This window comes from Kitasatospora sp. NPDC004669, from assembly GCF_040609455.1.
GTDB lineage: Bacteria > Actinomycetota > Actinomycetes > Streptomycetales > Streptomycetaceae > Kitasatospora.
The window spans coordinates 90,965-110,792 of the sequence record NZ_JBEXKB010000029.1 but is presented as its reverse complement, the minus strand read 5'-3'; the positions used below and the strand labels follow the sequence as shown (position 1 = coordinate 110,792).

General features: G+C 69.5%; 20 protein-coding genes and 1 tRNA gene. 11 read left to right on the top strand and 10 right to left on the bottom strand.

The genetic code is table 11. The features are described 5' to 3' along the window. Positions 1 to 234 precede the first annotated feature (234 nt). Positions 235 to 906 (top strand): pentapeptide repeat-containing protein, encoded by a 672-nt coding sequence (locus ABZW30_RS23995; RefSeq protein WP_355673217.1) that lies wholly within the window; start codon positions 235 to 237, stop codon positions 904 to 906. Here ABZW30_RS23995 and ABZW30_RS23990 read toward each other — a convergent pair. Together ABZW30_RS23990 and ABZW30_RS23985 are read right to left on the bottom strand one after the other, a co-directional pair. Next, on the bottom strand, positions 903 to 1,769 hold the full coding sequence (locus ABZW30_RS23990) for an HEXXH motif-containing putative peptide modification protein (RefSeq protein WP_355673216.1): 867 nt from the start codon (positions 1,767 to 1,769) through the stop codon (positions 903 to 905). The genes ABZW30_RS23995 and ABZW30_RS23990 overlap by 4 nt on opposite strands. Before the next feature lie 99 nt (positions 1,770 to 1,868). After that, positions 1,869 to 2,015, bottom strand: coding sequence for a hypothetical protein (locus tag ABZW30_RS23985; protein WP_355673215.1), 147 nt, complete (start codon positions 2,013 to 2,015; stop codon positions 1,869 to 1,871). Positions 2,016 to 2,498: 483 nt separating this feature from the next. On the opposite strand from ABZW30_RS23985, the gene ABZW30_RS23980 reads away from it, so the two are divergent. Continuing rightward, the gene (locus ABZW30_RS23980) at positions 2,499 to 3,524 is read left to right on the top strand and encodes an XRE family transcriptional regulator (RefSeq protein ID WP_355673214.1); all 1,026 of its coding nucleotides are present in this window, start codon (positions 2,499 to 2,501) and stop codon (positions 3,522 to 3,524) included. On the opposite strand, the gene ABZW30_RS23975 is transcribed toward ABZW30_RS23980, so the two are convergent. From ABZW30_RS23975 to ABZW30_RS23965, 3 genes are all read right to left on the bottom strand, one after another. Continuing rightward, the gene (locus ABZW30_RS23975; RefSeq protein WP_355673213.1) at positions 3,521 to 4,333 is read right to left on the bottom strand and encodes an alpha/beta fold hydrolase; all 813 of its coding nucleotides are present in this window, start codon (positions 4,331 to 4,333) and stop codon (positions 3,521 to 3,523) included. The genes ABZW30_RS23980 and ABZW30_RS23975 overlap by 4 nt on opposite strands. Positions 4,334 to 4,785: 452 nt before the next feature. Continuing rightward, positions 4,786 to 5,103, bottom strand: a complete 318-nt coding sequence (locus tag ABZW30_RS23970; protein WP_355673212.1) for a YrdB family protein — start codon at positions 5,101 to 5,103, stop codon at positions 4,786 to 4,788. A gap of 14 nt (positions 5,104 to 5,117) precedes the next feature. After that, positions 5,118 to 5,507: a hypothetical protein gene (locus ABZW30_RS23965; protein ID WP_355673211.1), complete on the bottom strand. Its 390-nt coding sequence runs from the start codon at positions 5,505 to 5,507 to the stop codon at positions 5,118 to 5,120. Between the two features lie 60 nt (positions 5,508 to 5,567). On the opposite strand from ABZW30_RS23965, the gene ABZW30_RS23960 reads away from it, so the two are divergent. Further along, positions 5,568 to 6,020: a MarR family transcriptional regulator gene (locus tag ABZW30_RS23960; RefSeq protein ID WP_355673210.1), complete on the top strand. Its 453-nt coding sequence runs from the start codon at positions 5,568 to 5,570 to the stop codon at positions 6,018 to 6,020. Positions 6,021 to 6,509: 489 nt separating this feature from the next. Here ABZW30_RS23960 and ABZW30_RS23955 read toward each other — a convergent pair whose 3' ends face one another. The 4 genes from ABZW30_RS23955 to polA all read right to left on the bottom strand — a co-directional run bounded on the left by ABZW30_RS23955 (position 6,510) and on the right by polA (position 10,911). Further along, the gene (locus ABZW30_RS23955; protein ID WP_355673209.1) at positions 6,510 to 6,689 is read right to left on the bottom strand and encodes a hypothetical protein; all 180 of its coding nucleotides are present in this window, start codon (positions 6,687 to 6,689) and stop codon (positions 6,510 to 6,512) included. 111 nt (positions 6,690 to 6,800) lie between these two features. Beyond that, on the bottom strand, positions 6,801 to 7,373 hold the full coding sequence (locus tag ABZW30_RS23950) for a hypothetical protein (RefSeq protein WP_355673208.1): 573 nt from the start codon (positions 7,371 to 7,373) through the stop codon (positions 6,801 to 6,803). Between the two features lie 107 nt (positions 7,374 to 7,480). Continuing rightward, complete coding sequence (locus ABZW30_RS23945; protein WP_355673207.1) at positions 7,481 to 8,116, bottom strand: hypothetical protein; 636 nt, start codon at positions 8,114 to 8,116, stop codon at positions 7,481 to 7,483. A 110-nt stretch (positions 8,117 to 8,226) separates the two neighbouring features. Continuing rightward, the gene (polA, locus tag ABZW30_RS23940; protein WP_355673223.1) at positions 8,227 to 10,911 is read right to left on the bottom strand and encodes a DNA polymerase I; all 2,685 of its coding nucleotides are present in this window, start codon (positions 10,909 to 10,911) and stop codon (positions 8,227 to 8,229) included. Positions 10,912 to 11,155: 244 nt separating this feature from the next. Between polA and ABZW30_RS23935 the strand changes: the two genes are divergently transcribed. The 6 genes from ABZW30_RS23935 (at position 11,156) to ABZW30_RS23910 (ending at position 18,021) form a co-directional block, all read left to right on the top strand. Continuing rightward, entirely contained in the window at positions 11,156 to 11,620 is a 465-nt protein-coding gene (locus ABZW30_RS23935) for a hotdog fold thioesterase (RefSeq protein ID WP_355673206.1), read from the top strand. 616 nt (positions 11,621 to 12,236) lie between these two features. Next, positions 12,237 to 13,478: a branched-chain amino acid ABC transporter substrate-binding protein gene (locus ABZW30_RS23930; RefSeq protein WP_355673205.1), complete on the top strand. Its 1,242-nt coding sequence runs from the start codon at positions 12,237 to 12,239 to the stop codon at positions 13,476 to 13,478. 112 nt (positions 13,479 to 13,590) lie between these two features. Beyond that, positions 13,591 to 14,520: a branched-chain amino acid ABC transporter permease gene (locus ABZW30_RS23925; RefSeq protein ID WP_355673204.1), complete on the top strand. Its 930-nt coding sequence runs from the start codon at positions 13,591 to 13,593 to the stop codon at positions 14,518 to 14,520. A 5-nt stretch (positions 14,521 to 14,525) separates the two neighbouring features. After that, positions 14,526 to 16,460, top strand: coding sequence for a branched-chain amino acid ABC transporter permease (locus ABZW30_RS23920; protein WP_355673222.1), 1,935 nt, complete (start codon positions 14,526 to 14,528; stop codon positions 16,458 to 16,460). A gap of 8 nt (positions 16,461 to 16,468) precedes the next feature. After that, the gene (locus ABZW30_RS23915; RefSeq protein WP_355673221.1) at positions 16,469 to 17,308 is read left to right on the top strand and encodes an ABC transporter ATP-binding protein; all 840 of its coding nucleotides are present in this window, start codon (positions 16,469 to 16,471) and stop codon (positions 17,306 to 17,308) included. After that, positions 17,305 to 18,021: an ABC transporter ATP-binding protein gene (locus ABZW30_RS23910; protein ID WP_355673203.1), complete on the top strand. Its 717-nt coding sequence runs from the start codon at positions 17,305 to 17,307 to the stop codon at positions 18,019 to 18,021. The genes ABZW30_RS23915 and ABZW30_RS23910 overlap by 4 nt, the downstream gene beginning before the upstream one ends. 59 nt (positions 18,022 to 18,080) lie before the next feature. On the opposite strand, the gene ABZW30_RS23905 is transcribed toward ABZW30_RS23910, so the two are convergent. Beyond that, positions 18,081 to 18,737, bottom strand: a complete 657-nt coding sequence (locus ABZW30_RS23905; protein ID WP_355673202.1) for a response regulator — start codon at positions 18,735 to 18,737, stop codon at positions 18,081 to 18,083. 98 nt (positions 18,738 to 18,835) lie between these two features. On the opposite strand from ABZW30_RS23905, the gene ABZW30_RS23900 reads away from it, so the two are divergent. Both ABZW30_RS23900 and ABZW30_RS23895 read left to right on the top strand, forming a co-directional pair. Then, a tRNA-Leu gene (locus ABZW30_RS23900) sits at positions 18,836 to 18,908 on the top strand. 483 nt (positions 18,909 to 19,391) lie between these two features. Beyond that, on the top strand, positions 19,392 to 19,787 hold the full coding sequence (locus ABZW30_RS23895) for a hypothetical protein (RefSeq protein ID WP_355673201.1): 396 nt from the start codon (positions 19,392 to 19,394) through the stop codon (positions 19,785 to 19,787). The last annotated feature ends 41 nt before the right edge of the window (positions 19,788 to 19,828 follow it).

Genomic DNA, 19,828 nt, shown 5'->3' with positions numbered 1-19,828 from the left:
CCCTCGTCATGCTCTGCCTCGGCGGCAACCGCCCCACCCTGCCCCGACGCCAACTCACATGATCCGACCCACAGATCCAGCACAAGAGCCCGAAAAGGGGGCCTTGGGGTTTTTGGCAGCCCAAATAGCTACAGGACTTCAACGCTCCTGTAGTTTCAACTGTCTTTCTTGCTGCGAGAGTTGAGTGCTAGCGTTCGTTTCCTCCACCCCGACGACTGCTGCGAGGTGCCCTTCATGACCCAGGCGATGTCTCGCCCGAAGAATCCCCTGGCTCCGCGGATTCAGGTGGCGTTGCGACCTGCGGAGTTGCCCGACCATGACTTTGAGGACGACGCCACAATCAAAGGCAGGCAGTACAGCGGGCTGAGCCTTGTTGGCCGCACGGGCGAAGCGGTCGAAGTCGAGCAGTGTGCCTTTGAGAACGTCCGATTCACTGGCATGCACCTGGTTCGGTCGGTGCTCGCTCACATCACCTTCGAGACCTGCGACTTCGCTACGGTTCGGACACAGGACGTGTCCATCCTCCGAAGCGTGGTAACCGGTTGCCGGCTCACCGGGTCGTCCTGGAGCAACGGCAGCTTCCATGATGTCCTCTTCGAAGGAGCTCGGACAGACAGCACGCTGTTCCGCTATGCGAAGTTCAAGACGGTTCTCTTCAGGGAGTGCAATCTCTCCCGAGCTGACTTTCAGTTCGCCGAGCTCCGCGACGTCCGATTTGAGAAGTGTGATCTCACCGGAGCGCAGTTCGCCAACGTCGTCATTCAGCCTGGTGTCAGCTTCGAAAACTGCACACTGGTTGACGTCGGAGGCGCCTCGCACCTTAAGGGCGCCACTGTGCGAGGCCCAGGATCCATGGAGCTGGCCCTGAGCCTCGCCAGGGAGGCCGGCATCCTGTTTGAGGCCTAAGCGGCGGCAGGCAGCTCGTAGTGCGCGAACTCCTGGCCCGAGATCGACCGGGTGACAAGGTCGAAGTCGATCGTCTCGGCGAAGGCCGCGAGTTCGCGGACCATCCCCTGACCATAAGGCGTGAACAGGTCCAGCTTGCCGAACAGGCCGTTCGTACACTCTCGGATCGAGTGGCGGAACTTGTCCACCAACTCCGTCTCGCCCCTCAGATGCTGCATGAGCATGAGGGGCGGGGCCACCACCGCGCTGTGGAACGCCTTGTCGAGCGGGCGCATCTGTCCGAACTTCACCGCGGACACGACCCGGAACTCGTCGGCCTCCAGCTCCTTGGCTGGCCGCCTGTAGAGGCGGTACACCATGTCCGCCAGGAAGACGTTCAGGTGCACGGTCTCGTGCACCAGGGACTCGGCGTAGTCGTGAGGCCGCCACTCGTCGCCGGGGCTCATGCTGACCAGGCCCGGAAGCGTCGAACCGGTGCCGCCGCCCTTGTTGGTCGAGCTGAACATCACGACGTCGGTGACCACCAGGTCCACGAGCGCCCCCAGGTCGGGGACGAGGTCCCTGGTGTGCAGGAGTGCCACGGAGAAGTCGCGCTTCCACCGCTCCCGCAGGTCGGCCGAGGTGTTCTCCAGGCCTTCGAAAATGTTCTCGAAGGTCCTGTTCTCGATCAGGTAGCTGCCCCACTCGCTGTCCTTGAAGGACAGCGTGATGCCCTCGCCCTCGACCGGCAAGGGGCGGAGGGCGGAGACGACGCTCCGGTATGCGGTCGGGAGGTCCGCAGCGGTCAGCGGGGGCTGCTCGTTGACCGCGCTCACGAGTCGGCCGATGGTCTCACGGGCGTGGTGGATGTTGAGGAATCGCATGGACGCTCACTCCTTCGCTGGAATGCTTGGGAACCGCGCGCCCGGCCCCAGTTGAGGTGGGGCCGGGCGCGCGACTACATCAGGCGCACAGGCCGGCCGTCAGTTGGTCCAGCCGCCCATCATCGAGGTGTTGTCCTCGCCCAGGAACGCCCGGACGTTGCCCCGGATGGCGTCCGCGACGCTCTCGTCGAGCGTCACGGCCTCGGTCACCTCGGAGTTCTCGGTGTCGTTGGTGATGACGGACATTGCGGTCTCCCTTCACTGGATGGATGGAGCAACCTCCCCGAACGGGGAGTGCATTCAGTCAACCCCTGGCAACATCGGGTGACGAGGCCGTACCGCAGGACACTTCACCGGACACATCGGCGAGCGGCTGTGGCCTCTCACCCCCGGCCGGGGAAAGTGACTACCGTGGATGTCGTGGGAGCGCCCATGTCCGAACCAGCACAAGGGAATTCGCGCTTCGTCGCAGCGCGCGTCGAACGGGGATGGCACACGCAGCAGGACTTCGCGGACGCGTACGACGCCAAGGCGGAGTCGCTCGGCGAAAAAGCCAGGATCTCGGTGCGTCAGGTCCGACGCTGGGAATCAGGACAGCCCGCCTGGCCCAACCGGGACGCTCGGCGAGTCCTGGACGCGATGTTCGGCATACCGCTGGAAGACCTCGGGTTCGTCCGCCCATCTCGCCCGGCAGGCCGGCGAGCATCCGATACCGAGCAGAGCCAAGACGTGGAGACGAACGTGCTTCGCCGCACCTTCCTCGGGGGCGTGCTCGCCGCCGCAACACCGGTCCTCGACCTCGCCGCCCTGGACCACCTCACTGCCGCAAGCCGCGACGCGCGCCGCTACAGCGACGACCAGCTCGTCGCACACCTGCGGACCGCCCTCGACGAGACCGCCCGCACCGACAGTCTGGTCGGCCCTCACACCGCCCTGCCGACCGCGCTCGGCCTGATCACCGCCATCGACTCCAGCGCCCGCGAAGCCGACCCAGCCGTACGCCACCAGCTCCTCAACATCGGCGCCCGCGCCGCAGAACTCGTGGCCTGGCTCTACCGCGATGCCGGAGCGCCCGCCCACACCACCTCCTACTGGCACGCACAGGCGAAGGAATGGGCGACGCTCACTGGCGACGGCACGATGCACGCCTATGTCCTGCTCAGACAGGCCCAGGCCACCGACCGCTCCGACGCCGCCCGGATGCTCGACCTCGCCCGCGCCGCCACCAACGACCCCTGGACGCTCCCACCCCGACCCCGCGCGGAGGCGTACCAGCAGGAAGCCCGGGCCCTCGCCTTGACCGGCGCCGACAGCGGCCAGGTCACCCGCGTCCTCGATCTCGCCTACGCCGCCCTCGACCAGGCCGACCCGGTCCAGGCATTGCCCACCTGCACCGGACCGCTCGGCGAGAGCTACACCGCCGAGCGGCTCATGGTGCAAAGCGCGATCTGTTATCGCGAAGCCCGCCAACCCGAGCGCGCCGTCGCGCTCTTCCGGCAGCACCTGTCCGACGGCACCTTCGCCCCACGCGACCGCGCGTTCTTCACCGCCCAACTGGCCGGCACCCTCGCCGACGCCGGTGAACCTGACGAAGCTGCCACCGTCGCTCTCCAGGCCCTTGGTCTCGCCGCCGACGCTCGTTTCGGCCAGGCCCTCGCCGAGCTGAGCCGCACCGCCGATACGCTGCGTCACTGGGCCCGGCGACCGGCGGTCCGGGACTTCCAGGAACGGCTCCTGGCTGTCGCCGCCGGTTAGGCAGCCAGGAACCCCCGCACCCGGTCGATCACCTGCCGCTGCCACGCCTGCGACTGGGGGTCGAGATAACCGGGGTCGTCACGGACTGCGAACCCGTGCTGCGCGCCGTCGAGTTCGAGGAGTTCCGTCGGACCGCCGAACATCGGCCGGTGGCGGTACGTGGACTCGACCGGGACGAACGTGTCCTTGGTGCCGTGGACGATCAACACGGGGGCGCGGACGGCGGCGAGGATTGCGGGGGTGTCGAGGTAGAAGACTTCGTTCAGCAGCGCTCGGTTCAGCTGGAATGGCGACTTCTCGGTGTAGCCCTGGCGGTCGAGGAGCGCCGCGGCGGCAGGGGACAGATAGTCGTCGCTCCAGCCGGGACGACTGGTGACGTAGCGCTCGCGGTAGTCCAGACGTGGGTTCAGGAGCACCAGGCGGTTGACGTCGTCGGGCCGGTGGGCAGCGTGAAGAGCTGCCGCGCCGCCGGAGAAGGAAGCCGCGATGACGTGGACGGCCCCGGCGGTGCTTGTGTGTGTTCGCAGATGGTCGCACGCAGCACGAATGTCGTTGGCGACGGAGGCGATGGTGAGGTCCGCTTCGCGGCCGGCGCTCTCCCCGTGCGCGCGCAGATCGAACCGCAGGCTGGCAATGCCCGCCTCAGCGAGCCCAGCAGCGAGGCGGGTGAAGAATCCGCCTTCCTCACGGGTGACACCCGAACCGTGGACCAGCACTGCGAGTGCCCCAGTGGGCGCTGACGGGATGCCGATCGTCCCGAAAAGTGCGGTGCCGTCGAGGGATCGGAATGCCGTTTCGTGATCCACCATGCACTGATGGTAGCCATCAGCCGTGCAGCCGGGGAGATATCCGGCGCGGCTCGCACTGTGGAGTCCCTCGGCGCCGTCGAACTCGCCGCCGCCTACCTCTCCCTCGCCGCCGCCCAACCCCTCCCCCGCACCGGCGACCCGGCCCAGTACTGGTCCACCCTCATCACGGCGAGCGAACTGCTCCCCGCCACGCCCTCCCCCGACCCCCGCATCAAACCCGCCCTCACCCACTGCCGCACCCAAGCCGCCCAGGCCGCCGCCCGTAAACACAGGAAGTCGGCCCGTACGACTTCCGGTGCGGCACCAACCTGGTCTGCGGGGGCCACGATCAGAACAGCGCGCGGGACCGCTCCTCGACCGTCCGGTCGCCGCCCAGCTCACAGCGCAGCGTGTCCTACGGCGACCTGCCCGAGCCACCGACCCGCCGCCGGCCGCGCAACTGCTCCAGCCTGTCACAGCATCAGGTGCACCGCAGTGGTCAGCAGGTAGGTCACCGCGACGACAACCGCCGTACGTCGCAGGCTCGTTGCCCGGAGCAGGGCGGCCGCACTGCCGAACCAGACCAGGTCCAGCACCGCCCGGGCCACCCCGTGCAGCGGCACCGTCGCACCCGGCGCGCCGAACAGTGCCCAGACCACGACGTACCCGACCGGCAGGGCGAGGGCGAGCGCCCAGCGGGCCGGCCGGGTTACCTGCCGGGTGAGCCCGAACCACACGGCAGCGGCGTAGACGGCGAGTTCGAGCAGGAAGGCGAGCGCGTCGTCGGCCATTCGCAGCACCTCGATCACCGCACACCCCCGGCAACCCGCCGCGCCGTCTCCAGGTGCAGCAGCGCCAGCGCGCCGGCCCCGAGAGCCATCCCCGGATTGCGGGTGCGCACCCCGATCGCGGCATCCCCCGCCTGCACCGCACCCGCGAGCAGCAGCACCGCCGACAGCGCCGGTCCGCCACGCCCGCGCACCAGCTGGTGCAGCAGTACCGCCCCCAGCGGCAGCGCCCGGGCGGCGTACGCCTCGGCATAGAACCGCACGCCTTCGGTCACCGGCTCCTCCTTCGGCAGCCCGATCCCGGGGTTGATCAACCCAGCCGCGCAGGAGGCCATCGAGAGCGCCGCCGCAGCGGCATTGGCGATCACCAGCGGTTTCGACAGCCCGCCCGTCCCAGCCCCACCCATATCAAACACACCTCAAATGATTCGAGCCCTGAATGATTCGATAGAGATAATATCGCTGCCATGAGCGCCGTCAACCCCCCTTCGCTGACCTCCTCGCTGTCCTTCCGCCTCGGCACCCTGGGCACCGTCGCCACCACGCGCTTCACGGCCGCTCTCGAGGAGCGGGGTCTCAAGCCGAAGCACGTCGCGCTGCTCGCCGCCCTCGACGCGGGCGCGGCCTCCTCGCAGCTGGAACTGGCGCAGGCGATGGGCGTCGCGCCGAGCCTGGTGGTGAGCATGGCCGACCAGTTGCAGGCACTGGGCGCGGTGGCACGCGAGCGCGACCCCGCCGACCGCCGCCGCCAGATGCTCGCCCTCACCGAGGACGGCCGCGCTCTGCTGCACGAGTGCGCCGCCCAGGCGCACGCCATCGACGCCGAACTGGCCGCCGCCCTCTCCCCCGCCGAGCGCGAGTCGCTGCGCCGGGCCCTGGGCGTACTCGCCCGCGAGGCCGGACTGCCGGTCGAGGAGTGACCCCGGGGTCCAGCGCGCCGCACCACAGCCCGAACGCCGCTGACGCCGACATCGTGAACAAGGTCGTCCACCTGCGGCAGAACTACCACTTCGGCCCGGTGAAGATCCGGATGTATCCCACCAGGCCGCGCTCCACCTCACAGCGACCCTCACCTGGGCCCGCCGGTAATGCCGTAGCTCAGCGGTCCACCACCCAGGCAACGTCAGACGGCGGACGCCCTCACGCCCTGCTCCACCTCGCAAAGTCCCCGGCCGAGTAGATCAGATCCAGTTCTCCACCCGCAGCTGGTGCAGTAACGTCCCGTTCCCCGTTCCCCGCTCTTCGTTCGCACGTGGACACGCTCGTCGCCGTGAGAGCCTGCCCCCGAACCGGCAGGGCGATCCGTGGCCAGCGGCACCAGGACAGCTGTCGGGCCCTCGGGCCAACGCTCCGCCCGCCCACCGGGGTCGGCCCCCGGTGGGCGGGCGGGCGCGGCGCGGACCGTCAGGTCACAGGCGCGGGCCGGTGCAGTGGGCGTCGCGCGGGCCCCAGAGGGTATTGCCGTTGGAGTGGTCGTGCATCGTGCCCCAGGTGGTGCCCGCCCCGTTGACCACCGCCACGGCCTCCCAGGCGTCCGGGATGCTGTCGTGGATGCCGACGGAGGCGTAGCAGCGAGCGCTCCGTCCCATGGAGCGGAAGAACGCCGGCCGTCACCGCCCCCGGGCTGCCGCAGACCGTACAGAACCCGACCGCGAACGGGAGTTCATGTGCGCCGGGCCGGGGGCGGTGAGCGCGGGGCCCTACCCGATGCAGTCCACCAGGTGCTGCCGGCACTCGTCGAGCGCCTGCGCCACCGTGCCGCGCTCGTCGGCGTCCGCCGGGTCGAGGAGCTCGCCGGCGGCGACCAGGGACGCCCAGAACTCCGCGGGCCGGCCACGGCCGACTCGCGGGCCGAAGCACGTGAGCGAGCGGAAGATCCGGGCCAACTCGCCCTTCACGAAGCAGCGTTGGATGCTGAGGAAGTAGCCGCTCCCGAGACCGCCCCGGGCCCGCAACGCCGCCCGCAGATGCTCCGCGATCACCTGCTCCCGCCCGTCCAGCACCTTCGGGACGTCGAACACCCCGCCGATCTCCAGGACTTCGGCGTACGACTTCTCCTCACCCGACCGGAACTCTGACCGTAGCCCCGGCTCGCTGCTCAGCCTCCGCCGCAGCTCCGCCTCCTCGATCCCCAGCGCCAGCCCGACCGCCAGCACGGCGTCCACCCACTGCGGCACCCGACCCGCCAACTCTGCGCAGACCGTCTCCGGCGCGGCCCCCGCCCGCAACCGCTCCCGGGACTCCTCCACCAAGGCCGAACCGCCGTCCACCACGTACCCCGCCCCTTCGCGATCTGGTGTCGATCAGCCTCGCACCTCAAATGGCGGACGTGAGCAGGGGTCCGGACGCGAACCACGTCCGGGCCCCTTGACGCTTCGTGTCAGTGCGTGTGGTCCGGCCAGCCCGGTGTGGGGGTGCCCATCGACTGTCCCGGGCGCAGGATCGGGGTGCCCACCTGGGTGGGGCTGCAGGTGAGGACCTTGCCGGCCGCGTCGTGAATACAGGTCGCGTCCGGGTCCGGCCCCTGCCGCTTGGTCGCACAGTCGGTGCACGCCACCGGCGGCTCGTTGTGCGGGGCGATGCCGGACGGGGCCTTGGGCTTCGCGGCCGCAGCGTCGCCCTGCGACTTGGCGGCCGGGGCTGCGGGGGCGGCCGGGGCCTTCGTGGCGGGCTTCCGGGTCGCGGTCGGGGCGTCGCCGCCCGGCTCGTCCGCCGCGGGCTCGGCGGATGCCGGAACCGGCTCCGGTGTCGCGGTCGGGCTCGGCGAGGCCGGCGCCTCGGTCGGCGTCTCAACCACGGTCGGTGTGGGCGTGGGCGTAGCGGTCGGCGAGGGCTCCGCCGTCGGGCTCACCACCGCGCTCGAGGTGCCCGCCCCTACCGGCGCCGTCGACCCGCCACCGCCGGACAGTGCCCAGACCGACCCGCCGACCAGCAGCAGCGCCGCCATTGCGGCCGGGACCACCAACCGAGGCCGCAGGAACCTGCGCCCCGCCGTGCCCTCGTCCGGCTCCGTCATCGCCGCTCCCCCACTCCTCGCCGCGCCCGTTGCGCGACGGACCGGCAGATCGTAGCGGCGGGCCCGGACACTCGCGTGTCCGGGCCCGTCGGTGGCAGTGCGGCAGAGCGTCAGTGCGCGGCGGCCTCCCAGTCGGCGCCGACGCCGACGGAGACGTCCAGCGGGGCGCGCAGCGGGTAGGCGCCGGCCATCTGCTCGCGGACGATCGCCTCGACCTGCTCGCGCTCGCCGGGGGCCAGTTCCAGGACGATTTCGTCGTGGACCTGGAGCAGCATCCGGCTGGTGAGGCCGGCGGCGCGCAGGGCCTCGTCCACCCGGAGCATGGCGATCTTGACGATGTCGGCGGCCGAGCCCTGGATCGGAGCGTTGAGGGCCATCCGCTCGGCCATCTCGCGGCGCTGGCGGTTGTCGCTGTTGAGGTCCGGCAGGTAGCGGCGGCGGCCGAGCAGGGTCTCGGTGTAGCCGGTCGCGCGGGCCTCGTCGACGACCCGGCGCAGGTAGTCGCGCACGCCGCCGAAGCGCTCGAAGTAGGTGTCCATCAGGCCCTGGGCCTCGGCGGGCTTGATGCCGAGCTGCTGCGAGAGCCCGTACGCGGACAGCCCGTAGGCCAGGCCGTAGGACATCGCCTTGATCTTGCGGCGCATCTCGGCGTCGACCGCGGCGCCGGGGACCTCGAAGACCTGGGAGGCGACGGTGGTGTGCAGGTCCTCGCCGGAGGCGAAGGCCTCGATCAGCGCCTCGTCCTCGGACAGGTGCGCCATGATCCGCAGTTCGATCTGCGAGTAGTCGGCGGTGAGCAGCGACTCGTAGCCCTCGCCGACGATGAAGGCGCGGCGGATCGCCCGGCCCTCCTCGGTGCGGACCGGGATGTTCTGCAGGTTCGGGTCCTGCGAGGAGAGCCGGCCGGTGGCGGCGACCATCTGGTTGAAGGTGGTGTGGATCCGGCCCTTGGGCGAGACCGTCTTGAGCAGGCCCTCGACGGTGGTGCGCAGCTTGGCCTGGTCGCGGTGGCGCAGCAGGATGACCGGCAGCTCGTTGTCGGTCTGGGTGGCCAGCCAGGTGAGCGCGTCGGCGTCGGTGGTGTAGCCGGTCTTGATCTTCTTGGTCTTCGGGAGGGCGAGTTCGCCGAAGAGGATCTCCTGGAGCTGCTTGGGCGAGCCGAGGTTGAACTCGTGCCCGGCGGCGACGTGCGCCTCCTCGACACAGCGCTGGATCTCGGCGGCGAACTGCGACTCGAGCCGGGTGAGCCATGCGCGGTCGGCGGCGATGCCGTAGCGCTCCATGCGGGCGAGCAGGGCGGCGATGGGCAGTTCCATGTCGTGCATCAGCCCGGCGGCGCCGACCTCGGCGAGGCGGGTGTCGAAGAGCGCGGCGAGGTCGAGTACGGCGCGGGCCTGGAGCATGAGCGCCTGGGCGTGCGCGGTTTCGTCCTCCTCCGGTGCGTCGAAGGCGAGTTGGCCGCTCTCGGCGGCGGGGGCCGGGGTGAGCGAGCGGGCCAGGTACTCCTCCGCGAGCACCTCCAGGGTGAAGGTGCGGCGGCCGGGCTTCTCCAGGTAGGCGGCGAGGGCGGTGTCGGCGACGACGCCCTCGACGGTCCAGCCGCGCTCGGCGAAGGCGCGCATGACCTGCTTGGCGATGTGCAGGGCCTTGGGGGCGGCCGGGTCGGCGAGCCAGCCCGCGAAGGCCCGCTCGTCCTCCTCGGTGAGCAGCGCCGGGTCGAACCAGGCGGCGGACTCCCCTGCGGCGAGGGCGACTTCGGTGACCTCGCCGGCGCCGAGCGCCCACTGGTAGACGGCGGCCAGGGCGACGGTGGTCTTGCCGTCACCGGCGTGCTCGCGCAGCCAGGCGTCCAGCGTGCCCGGGTCGGTGAGCAGTTCGCCGTCGACCTCGACGCCGGGGGCGAGTTCGGCGGCCTCCTCCTCGCCGGTGGTCGGGTCGATGCCGAAGACGCGGTCGCGGAAGTTGGCGTTGCGGAACTCCAGTGACTCCATCAGGGTGCCGACGGCGCTCTTGTCGAAGGCCTGGCGGGCCAGGTCGGCGACGCCCAGCGGGAGTTCGACGTCGCGGACCAGCTCGGTGAGCACCCGGTTGCGCTTGACCGAGTCGAGGTTGTCGCGCAGCTTCTCGCCGATCTTGCCCTTCACCTCGTCGGCGCGGGAGACGAGTTCGTCGAAGGAGCCGAACTGGTTGACCCACTTGGCGGCGGTCTTCTCGCCGACCCCGGGGATGCCGGGCAGGTTGTCGGACGGGTCGCCGCGCAGGGCCGCGAGGTCGGGGTACTGGCGGGGGGTGACGCCGTACTTCTCGGTCACCTTCTCCGGGGTGAAGCGGGTGAGCTCGGAGACGCCCTTGGTGGGGTAGAGCACGGTGATGTGGTCGGTGACCAGCTGGAGCGAGTCGCGGTCGCCGGTGACGATGTCGACGTCGTAGCCGGCCGCCTCGGCGGCGGTGGCCAGGGTGGCGATGATGTCGTCGGCCTCGAAGCCCTCGACGGTGAGCCGGGGGATGTTCATGGCGTCGAGCAGTTCGCCGATCAGACCGATCTGGCTGCGGAACTCGTCCGGCGTCTTGGCGCGGTTGGCCTTGTAGTCGGGGAACTCGACGGAGCGGAAGGTCTGCCGGGAGAGGTCGAAGGCGACGGCGAGGTGGGTGGGGGCCTCGTCCCGGACGGTGTTGGCGAGCATCGAGGCGAAGCCGTAGACCGCGTTGGTGGGCTGTCCGGTGGAGGTGTTGAAGTTCTCCACGGGCAGGGCGTAGAAGGCCCGGTAGGCCATCGAGTGCCCGTCGAGCAGCATCAGCCGCGGTCGCGGGCCGGCCCCGCCGCCACCCGTCGCGCCCTTGTCCGTACTCTGCGTAGCCACGTCAACGTCCGTTCCTGCCGATTCCACTACCGGCCACCGATCCTATGGCCCGGCACCGACAAAAGGGGCACCGGCGAAACCCGCGCCCGGGCGGCGGCGCGGGCACTACCAGCGAGTAGGACGGTCGTACCATCACAGGCAGCACGACCCGTGACCCCCGAGCGGCAGGAGCTCCCCCATGACCGACGCGGCCCCCGGCACCGCCCCCGTCCTGAAGGTCCCGCAGGACGTACTGGACCACTTCGCCAAGCTCGGGGTGGACCCGGAGACCTTCTCCGGCGGCCACCTCGGCGAGAAGCTCGGCATCCGGATCGTCGAGGCCTCCGGCGACCGCGTGGTCGGCACCATGCCGGTGGAGGGCAACCAGCAGCCGTACGGGCTGCTGCACGGCGGCGCGTCGGCGGCGCTGGCCGAGACGCTGGGCTCGATCGGCGCGATGCTGCACGCGGGCCCCGGCCGGTACGCGGTGGGCGTGGACCTCAACGCCACCCACCACCGTTCGGCCACCTCCGGTCTGATCACCGGGGTGGCGACGGCGGTGTTCAAGGGCCGCACCGCGGCCACCTACGAGATCGCGATCACCGACGACACCGGCAAGCGGATCACCAGCTGCCGACTGACCTGCATGCTGCGCGACTTGTGATCCCGCGGTAGTCCCGCGCGATACCGGAGCGACAAAAACCGTACGACCACCAACGGTTACGGTCGGCACAACATCAAGTCCCCGTCCCGCCCCCTTGTTTGACCCTCCACCGCCCTGGGCAGGCGTTGGTCTGGACAAGGGGGCGGCGGCATGTCCGGGGGCGGTTGGCTCGGCCCCAGCATTTGTGACGCTGCGTAACACGTAGGAATCCGAGCAAACGGCGACTCCGCTGCCTCCAGCCACCCCGAAGCCCCGCCGCCACGCCCTCCCTGTCCGAAATCCGGATACGTACAGCCGAAAGCAGCACATCGAACGCTCGCGTCCGATTATCGACGATGCCAGCCGCAACCCCCATTTCTGGCCCTTACATGGCCCTACCAGCGAGTAAGTGCCCGACAGTTCAGGGCCGGTCGAGCCGGAACGACCACATGCTGAGACAACTGCTCCGTGTGCTCATAACAAGAGAATCACAGCCTGCCCACACCACTGCCCGAGCCGCCCAACGAGGCCTAGAGTCACGGCCAGTCACCGCGCCATCCGGAATGGACCCGGCCCTCCGCGCACCCCGGCTCCCGCCACTCAGGCGCGGGCGCCTCCTGAACCGAAGGGGACCCTCGTGCGTCATCGTTCAGCAGTTGTCGTGAGCATTGCCGTGATCGGCGCCCTCAGCCTCAGCGCCTGCGGGTCCCGCGGTGCGAAGTCCGGCGACAACGCCGGCAGCAAGGACAACAGCGCCTCCACCACCGTCGTCATCGGCGTCGACGCCCCGCTCACCGGAGACCTCTCCGCCCTCGGCCTCGGCATCCGCAACTCCGTGGACCTCGCCGCCAAGAAGGCCAACGAGACCAACGAGGTCCCCGGCGTCAAGTTCGAGGTCAAGGCCCTCGACGACACCGCCAAGCCCGCCCCCGGCCAGCAGAACGCCACCCAGCTCGTCGCCGACGACAAGGTCCTCGGCGTGGTCGGCCCGCTCAACTCCAGCGTCGCGCAGTCCATGCAGCAGATCTTCGACGACAAGAACCTGGTCGAGATCTCCCCCGCCAACACCGGCGTCGCCCTCAGCCAGGGCGAGAAGTGGGCCAGCGGCGACAAGAAGCGCCCCTTCAAGTCCTACTTCCGCACCGCCACCACCGACGCCGTCCAGGGCCCCTTCGCCGCCCAGTTCCTCTACAACGACGCCAAGAAGACCAAGGTCTTCCTCATCGACGACCAGAAGACCTACGGCGCCGGCCTCGCCGCCACCTTCAAGGGCGAGTTCACCAAGCTCGGCGGCACCCTGGCCGGCGAGGAGCACGTCAACCCCGACGACCGCGACTTCGCCGCCATCGTCACCAAGGTCAAGAGCTCCGGCGCCGACGCCGTCTACTACGGCGGCGAGTACCCCGCGGCCGGCCCGCTCTCCCTCCAGCTCAAGGAGGCCGGCGTCAACATCCCGCTGATGGGCGGCGACGGCATCCAGAGCGGCGACTTCATCAAGCTCAACCCCAAGAGCCAGGGCGACTTCGCCACCGCCGTCGGCCTGCCCGTCGAGTCCCTCGACACCGCCAAGAAGTACATCGCCGACTACAAGGCGGCCAACTACAAGGACGCCTACGAGACCTACGGCGGCTACTCCTACGACAGCGCCTGGGCCATCATCCAGGCCGTCAAGAACGTCGTGAAGGACAAGGGCAAGCTCCCCACCGGCGCCGACGCCCGCACCGCCGTCCGCGACGCCGTCCAGAACGTCTCCTTCGACGGCGTGACCGGCAAGGTCTCCTTCGACGAGTTCGGCGACACCACCAACAAGCAGCTCACCGTCTACACCGTCAAGGACGGCAAGTGGGCCGTGGAGAAGTCCGGCACCTTCAGCGGCTGACGGCCCCACACAGGCAGCTCCACCAGCGCGCGGGGGCGCCACGAGTGCCCCCGCGCGCCCCCACATCCACCACCCACGCGGACACCCCCGAACGCACTACGGAGGCCCAGCGGTGCACGACCTACCGCAGCAGCTGGCCAACGGCCTGATCCTCGGAGCCCTCTACGGACTCGTCGCGATCGGCTACACGATGGTCTACGGCATCGTCCAGCTCATCAACTTCGCCCACGGCGAGATCGTCATGGTCGGCGGCTTCGGCGCCCTGACCGCCTACCTCGCCCTCCCCGGCGGCACCACCCTGTGGCTGGCCCTACCACTCATGCTGATCGCCGGCATCCTGGTCTCCACCCTCACCGCCGTCGCCGCCGAGCGCTTCGCCTACCGGCCGCTGCGCAACGCCCCCCGGCTCGCCCCGCTCATCACCGCCATCGGGCTGTCCATCTTCCTGCAGCAGCTCGTCTTCTCCTTCTACCCCGACGCCAAGAAGGCCCGGGTCTTCCCCAAGATCCCCGGCGACCCCTTCAACCTCGGCTCCGTCACCATCCAGCGCAGCGACCTCTTCCTGATCATCGCCGCCCCGCTGTGCATGCTCGCCCTCGGCTGGTTCGTCACCCGCACCCGCTCCGGCCGTGCCATGCAGGCCACCAGCCAGGACCCCGACACCGCCAAGCTGATGGGCATCGACACCGACCGCATCATCGTGCTGGCCTTCGCCATCGGCGCCGCCTTCGCCGCCGTCGCGGCCGTCGCCTACGGACTGCGCAGCGGCCAGGTCGACTTCCGCATGGGCTTCATCCTCGGCCTCAAGGCCTTCACCGCCGCCGTCCTCGGCGGCATCGGCAACATCTACGGCGCCATGCTCGGCGGCATCGCCCTCGGCCTCGCCGAGGCCCTCGCCACCGGCTACATCCAGCACCTGCCCGGCATGGACCTCTTCGGAGGCGGCGCCTGGAAGGACGTCTGGGCCTTCGTACTCCTCATCCTCGTGCTCCTCGTCCGGCCCCAGGGTCTGCTCGGCGAGCGCGTCGCGGACAGGGCGTGACCACCATGACCACCACCAGCACCGAGACCACCCCGGTCATCCCCCTGCCGACCCGCGCCGCCGTCGCCCTCACCGGCCTCGGTGCCCTCGCCACCGCCGTCTCCGCCGCCATGTCCTGGACCTGGACCAGCGACTTCCCCGGCGACCTCACCTACTTCGGCTCCCCCGCCGGCCTGCAGTGGCTCGCGATCGTCGCCGGCGTCCTCACCCTGCTGCTGCTCCTCGCCGTCCAGGGCACCCCCGGCCTGCGCTGGGCCGCCCCCGCCCGCAGCAACAACGCCGTCCTCTACGCCGCCACCGGCGCCCTGGCCGTCGCCGCCTACTCCGTCGCCGCCATCTCGGTCGAACTCGGCGGCCTGGCCAACCTCGAACCCGGCGGCTGGGTCCTCGCCGCCGGCGGCCTGATCACCGTCCTCGGCGCCCTCGGCCTCCCGCTCGACCGCCGCACCCACGTCCCGCTGCGAATCCTCGACAAGCGGCTCTTCCTACTCGTCCCCGCCGCCCCGATCGGCTGGTTCGCCGCCCACGCCATCCCCGACGACCAGCCGGTCGCCCCGGTGATGACCGCCCTGTCCGGCGCCCTCGCCATCGCCACCGGTGCCGTCCTGCTGCTCCAGCTCGGCCACCTCGCCAACAGCCGGCTGCGCCTGGGCAAGATCGACCGCCCGCTGGACACGCCGCGCCAACTCCCCTCCTGGGCCGAGGTCCTGATCATCGTGCTGGCCTTCGGACTCGGCCTCTACGCGATCACCTTCGGCATCGACACCGAGTACGGCGAACTCTTCACCGGCTACCTGCTGCTGGCCGGCTTCGTGGTCGCCGCGCTCGGCCGGTCCGGCCTGCTCGCCCGACTGCGCGCCCTGACCGTCAAGCACCGCCCGGTCACCACCGGCGCCGCCTTCGCCGCCGCGGCCAGCTTCCCCTTCACCCAGAGCAGCGACCAGTACACCTCGGTCGCCACCAACATCCTGATCTTCGCCACCGTCGCCCTCGGCCTCAACATCGTCGTCGGCCTGGCCGGCCTGCTCGACCTCGGGTACGTCGCCTTCCTCGGCGTCGGCGCCTACGCCGCCGCCCTGGTCTCCGGCTCCCCCGCCTCACCCATCCACGTCCAGTTCCCGTTCTGGGCCGCGATGCTCACCGGCGCCGTCGTCTCGATGATCTTCGGCGTACTGATCGGCGCCCCCACCCTGCGGCTGCGCGGCGACTACCTCGCCATCGTCACCCTCGGCTTCGGCGAGATCTTCCGCATCACCATGCTCAACCTCAACGGCACCACCGGCCCCAAGATCACCAACGGCTCCAACGGCATCCCGCGCATCCCCGACCTGGAGATCCTCGGCTTCAACCTCGGCAAGACCCACACCGTCGCCGGCATCGAACTCGGCCGCTTCTCCAACTACTACCTGCTGATGCTGCTCGTCACCGCCCTCGTCGTCCTCGTGTTCGCCCGGGTCGGCAACTCCCGCATCGGCCGCGCCTGGGTCGCCATCCGCGAGGACGAGACCGCCGCCGAGGCCATGGGCATCAACGGCTTCCGCCTCAAGCTCCTCGCCTTCGCCATGGGCGCCTGCCTGGCCGGCCTGGCCGGCACCGTCCAGGCCCACGTCAGCTACACCGTCACCCCCGACCAGTACACCTTCGCCGAAGCCCTGCCGCCCAACTCCGCCTTCCTGCTCGCCGCCGTCATCCTCGGCGGCATGGGCACCATCAGCGGCCCGCTGGCCGGCGCCACCCTCCTCTTCCTCATCCCGAAGAAGCTCGAATTCCTCTCCGACTACCAGCTCCTCGCCTTCGGCGCCGCCCTCATCGTCCTGATGCGCGTGCGCCCCGAGGGCCTCATCCCCAACCGGCGCCAGCAGCTGGAATTCCACGAGGCCGCCATCCCGGCGCAGCCCACCGGCGACGACGCCACCGCACTCACCAAGGCAGGGGCGTGACCCACGCGATGACCACCGCTGCTGCTCCCCTGAACGCGGCGCCCCAAGGCGTCAAGCCCCTGCTCGAAGTCACCGGCGTCACCATGCGCTTCGGCGGCCTCACCGCCGTCAACGACGTCTCCCTGACCGTCGGTGAGGGCGAGATCATCGGCCTGATCGGCCCCAACGGCGCCGGCAAGACCACCTTCTTCAACTGCCTCACCGGCCTGTACGTCCCCACCGAGGGCACCGTCCGCTACCGCGACACCCTGCTGCCGCCCAAGCCCCACCTGGTCACCCAGGCCGGCATCGCCCGCACCTTCCAGAACATCCGGCTCTTCGCCAACATGACCGTCCTGGAGAACGTCCTCGTCGGCCGCCACACCCGCACCAAGGAAGGCATCTTCTCCGCCATCCTGCGCGGCCCCGGCTACCACCGCGCCGAAGCCGAGAGCCGCGACCGGGCCATGGAACTGCTCGCCTTCACCGGCCTCGCCGACAAGGCCGACCACCTCGCCCGCAACCTGCCCTACGGTGAGCAGCGCAAGCTGGAGATCGCCCGCGCCCTCGCCTCCGACCCCGGGCTGCTCCTGCTCGACGAGCCCACCGCGGGCATGAACCCCCAGGAGACCCGGGCCGCCGAGGAACTCGTCTTCGCCATCCGCGACAAGGGCATCTCGATCCTCGTCATCGAGCACGACATGCGCTTCATCTTCAACCTCTGCGACCGGACCGCCGTCCTGGTCCAGGGCCAGAAGATCGTCGAAGGCGACCGCGAGACCGTCCAGAACGACGAACGCGTCATCACCGCCTACCTCGGCGCCCCGCTCGAAGGCACCACCCCCGCAACACCGGAGGACACCAAGTGACCGCGCTCCTCGAAGTCCAGGACCTCCGCGTCGCCTACGGCAAGATCGAGGCCGTCAAGGGCATCAGCTTCACCGTCAACCAGGGCGAGGTCACCACCCTGATCGGCACCAACGGCGCCGGCAAGACCACCACCCTGCGCACCCTCTCCGGCCTGCTCAAGCCCACCGCCGGCCGGATCACCTTCGACGGCCAGGACCTCTCCACCGTCCCCGCGCACAAGATCGTCGCCCTGGGCCTCGCCCACTCCCCCGAGGGCCGGCACATCTTCCCCCGGATGACGATCGAGGAGAACCTCCTCCTCGGCGCCTTCCTGCGCACCGACACGGCCGGCATCACCGCCGACGTGGAACGGGCCTACGGGCTCTTCCCCATCCTCGGCGAACGCCGCAAGCAGGCGGCGGGCACGCTCTCGGGCGGTGAGCAGCAGATGCTGGCGATGGGCCGGGCGCTGATGTCCCAGCCCAAGCTGCTGATGCTGGACGAGCCCTCGATGGGGCTCTCCCCCCTGATGATGCAGAAGATCATGTCCACCATCGTCGAGCTCAAGGCGAGCGGTACGACCATCCTGCTGGTCGAGCAGAACGCCCAGGCCGCGCTGTCGCTGTCCGACCGCGGCTACGTCATGGAGACCGGCCGCATCGTCCTCTCCGGCACCGGCACGGACCTGTTGCACGACGAGTCCGTCCGCAAGGCCTACCTCGGCGAGGACTGAGCCGTTTACACAGGAGGGGCCCGGCAGAGTGATCCGCCGGGCCCTTCCTCATGTCCGTGTTACTCGGACTTGCCCTCTTCCGCCTTCTTGCGGTCCTGGGCCTCGCCCTCCTCGATGACCGCCTCGGCCACCGCCGCCATCGTCATCCGCCGGTCCATCGAGGTCTTCTGGATCCACCGGAACGCGGCCGGCTCGGTCAGCCCGAACTTCGTCTGCAGCACGCCCTTCGCCCGGTCCACCAGCTTCCGGGTCTCCAGCCGCTGGGTGAGATCCCCGATCTCCTTCTCCAGCGCCCGCATCTCGGTGTACCGCGACACCGCCATCTCGATCGCGGGGACGAGGTCCGACTTGGAGAACGGCTTCACGATGTACGCCATCGCGCCCGCGTCCCGCGCCCGGTCCACCAGCTCCCGCTGCGAGAACGCGGTCAGCATGAGGACCGGCGCCAGGTGCTTCTCGTGGATCTGCTCAGCGGCGGAGAGCCCGTCCAGGACCGGCATCTTGACGTCGAAGATCGCCAGATCCGGCCTCAGCTCCTCCACGAGCCGCACCGCCGTCGCCCCGTCGCCCGCTTCACCGACGACGGTGTACCCCTCCTCTTCGAGCATCTCCTTCAGATCGAGGCGGATCAGCGCCTCGTCCTCGGCGATCACAATCCGGGTGATCTGGGGCGAATCGGTCTCAAGCGGCTGCGCCTGCTCGTCGGCGGTGCTCACGGGGCTCCTAGTTCCGGCGGGGTACTGCATGCACGAGGGTACCTAGACACGGTATGTTTGGTCTCGCAGGGTCGGGGGCAGCCTTCGAAACTGCGGACGCCCCGGTAGCCCAGCGGTAGAGGCAATGGTCTCAAACACCATCCAGCGTGGGTTCGAATCCCACCCGGGGTACTTTTCTTCAATTTGAAGGTCGGGCCAGGGTTCATGGATGTTCACCACTTCGAGTGAACGATCTCACGTTCGACTCCAAAACTCTCGCCACGCACGAACTATCGTGCCGTGTACAGCACGACGTTTCAACAGCACGCGATCAGCCTCTACCAGTCGGGATTCACGGCAGTAGAGGTCAGCTCAGCCACTGGTGTCTCCGCGTCCACGGTTAAGCGCTGGGCCCAACAGTCTCCCTCACCTCACCGCGTGAGACGGTCTTGCCCAGTTTCCGACGGCGCACTTCGACCTGGCGTCCCCCATCACGAGTACGCCTACCTGCTCGGCCTCTATTTGGGCGACGGCCATCTGTCCACGTCCGGCCGACGGCCTGAGTTGCGCGTCTACTGCGGCGACATGTGGCCCGGGCTCATAGATCGCTGTGCGCAAGCTATGTCCGCCGTCATGCCGTCGAAGCCGGTTAAGCGGTACCAGAGGCCTGGCTGCATGTGCGTGCAAAGCACAAGCAAGCACTGGCTCTGCCTCTTCCCTCAAGCCGGGCCCGGCCGGAAACACAACCGCCACATCGAGTTGACGCCTTGGCAGCAGGAAATCGTCGACGCCTACCCGTGGGACCTCATCTGCGGTCTCATCCATTCAGATGGCTGCCGGATCACCAACTGGACCACCCGCACTGTCGGCGGCGTCAAGAAGCGTTACGAGTATCCGAGATACTGCTTCACCAACAAGTCTGCCGACATCATCGGCATCCTCACGAGTGCACTCGATGCTGTAGATGTTCGATGGACTGCGACGCGGCACCCCAACGACGCATTCGTTATATCCGTCGCCCGCAAGGACTCCGTCGCCCTCATGGACACCCACATCGGCCCCAAATACTGACAGCGGCGCGGCCTTCCCCCTGGAAGGGCCGCGCCACCCAA

Coding starts and splice junctions, on each gene's coding strand:
- ABZW30_RS23955 (WP_355673209.1), bottom strand. CDS start 6,689: ATGGGACGGAGCGCTCGCTGCTACGCCTCCGTCGGCATCCACGACAGC.
- ABZW30_RS23945 (WP_355673207.1), bottom strand. CDS start 8,116: ATGACGGAGCCGGACGAGGGCACGGCGGGGCGCAGGTTCCTGCGGCCT.
- ABZW30_RS23965 (WP_355673211.1), bottom strand. CDS start 5,507: ATGGGTGGGGCTGGGACGGGCGGGCTGTCGAAACCGCTGGTGATCGCC.
- ABZW30_RS23985 (WP_355673215.1), bottom strand. CDS start 2,015: ATGTCCGTCATCACCAACGACACCGAGAACTCCGAGGTGACCGAGGCC.
- ABZW30_RS23970 (WP_355673212.1), bottom strand. CDS start 5,103: ATGGCCGACGACGCGCTCGCCTTCCTGCTCGAACTCGCCGTCTACGCC.
- ABZW30_RS23960 (WP_355673210.1), top strand. CDS start 5,568: ATGAGCGCCGTCAACCCCCCTTCGCTGACCTCCTCGCTGTCCTTCCGC.
- ABZW30_RS23915 (WP_355673221.1), top strand. CDS start 16,469: ATGACCACCGCTGCTGCTCCCCTGAACGCGGCGCCCCAAGGCGTCAAG.
- ABZW30_RS23975 (WP_355673213.1), bottom strand. CDS start 4,333: ATGGTGGATCACGAAACGGCATTCCGATCCCTCGACGGCACCGCACTT.
- ABZW30_RS23990 (WP_355673216.1), bottom strand. CDS start 1,769: ATGCGATTCCTCAACATCCACCACGCCCGTGAGACCATCGGCCGACTC.
- ABZW30_RS23895 (WP_355673201.1), top strand. CDS start 19,392: ATGTGCGTGCAAAGCACAAGCAAGCACTGGCTCTGCCTCTTCCCTCAA.
- ABZW30_RS23920 (WP_355673222.1), top strand. CDS start 14,526: ATGACCACCACCAGCACCGAGACCACCCCGGTCATCCCCCTGCCGACC.
- ABZW30_RS23935 (WP_355673206.1), top strand. CDS start 11,156: ATGACCGACGCGGCCCCCGGCACCGCCCCCGTCCTGAAGGTCCCGCAG.
- polA (WP_355673223.1), bottom strand. CDS start 10,911: ATGCTGCTCGACGGGCACTCGATGGCCTACCGGGCCTTCTACGCCCTG.
- ABZW30_RS23995 (WP_355673217.1), top strand. CDS start 235: ATGACCCAGGCGATGTCTCGCCCGAAGAATCCCCTGGCTCCGCGGATT.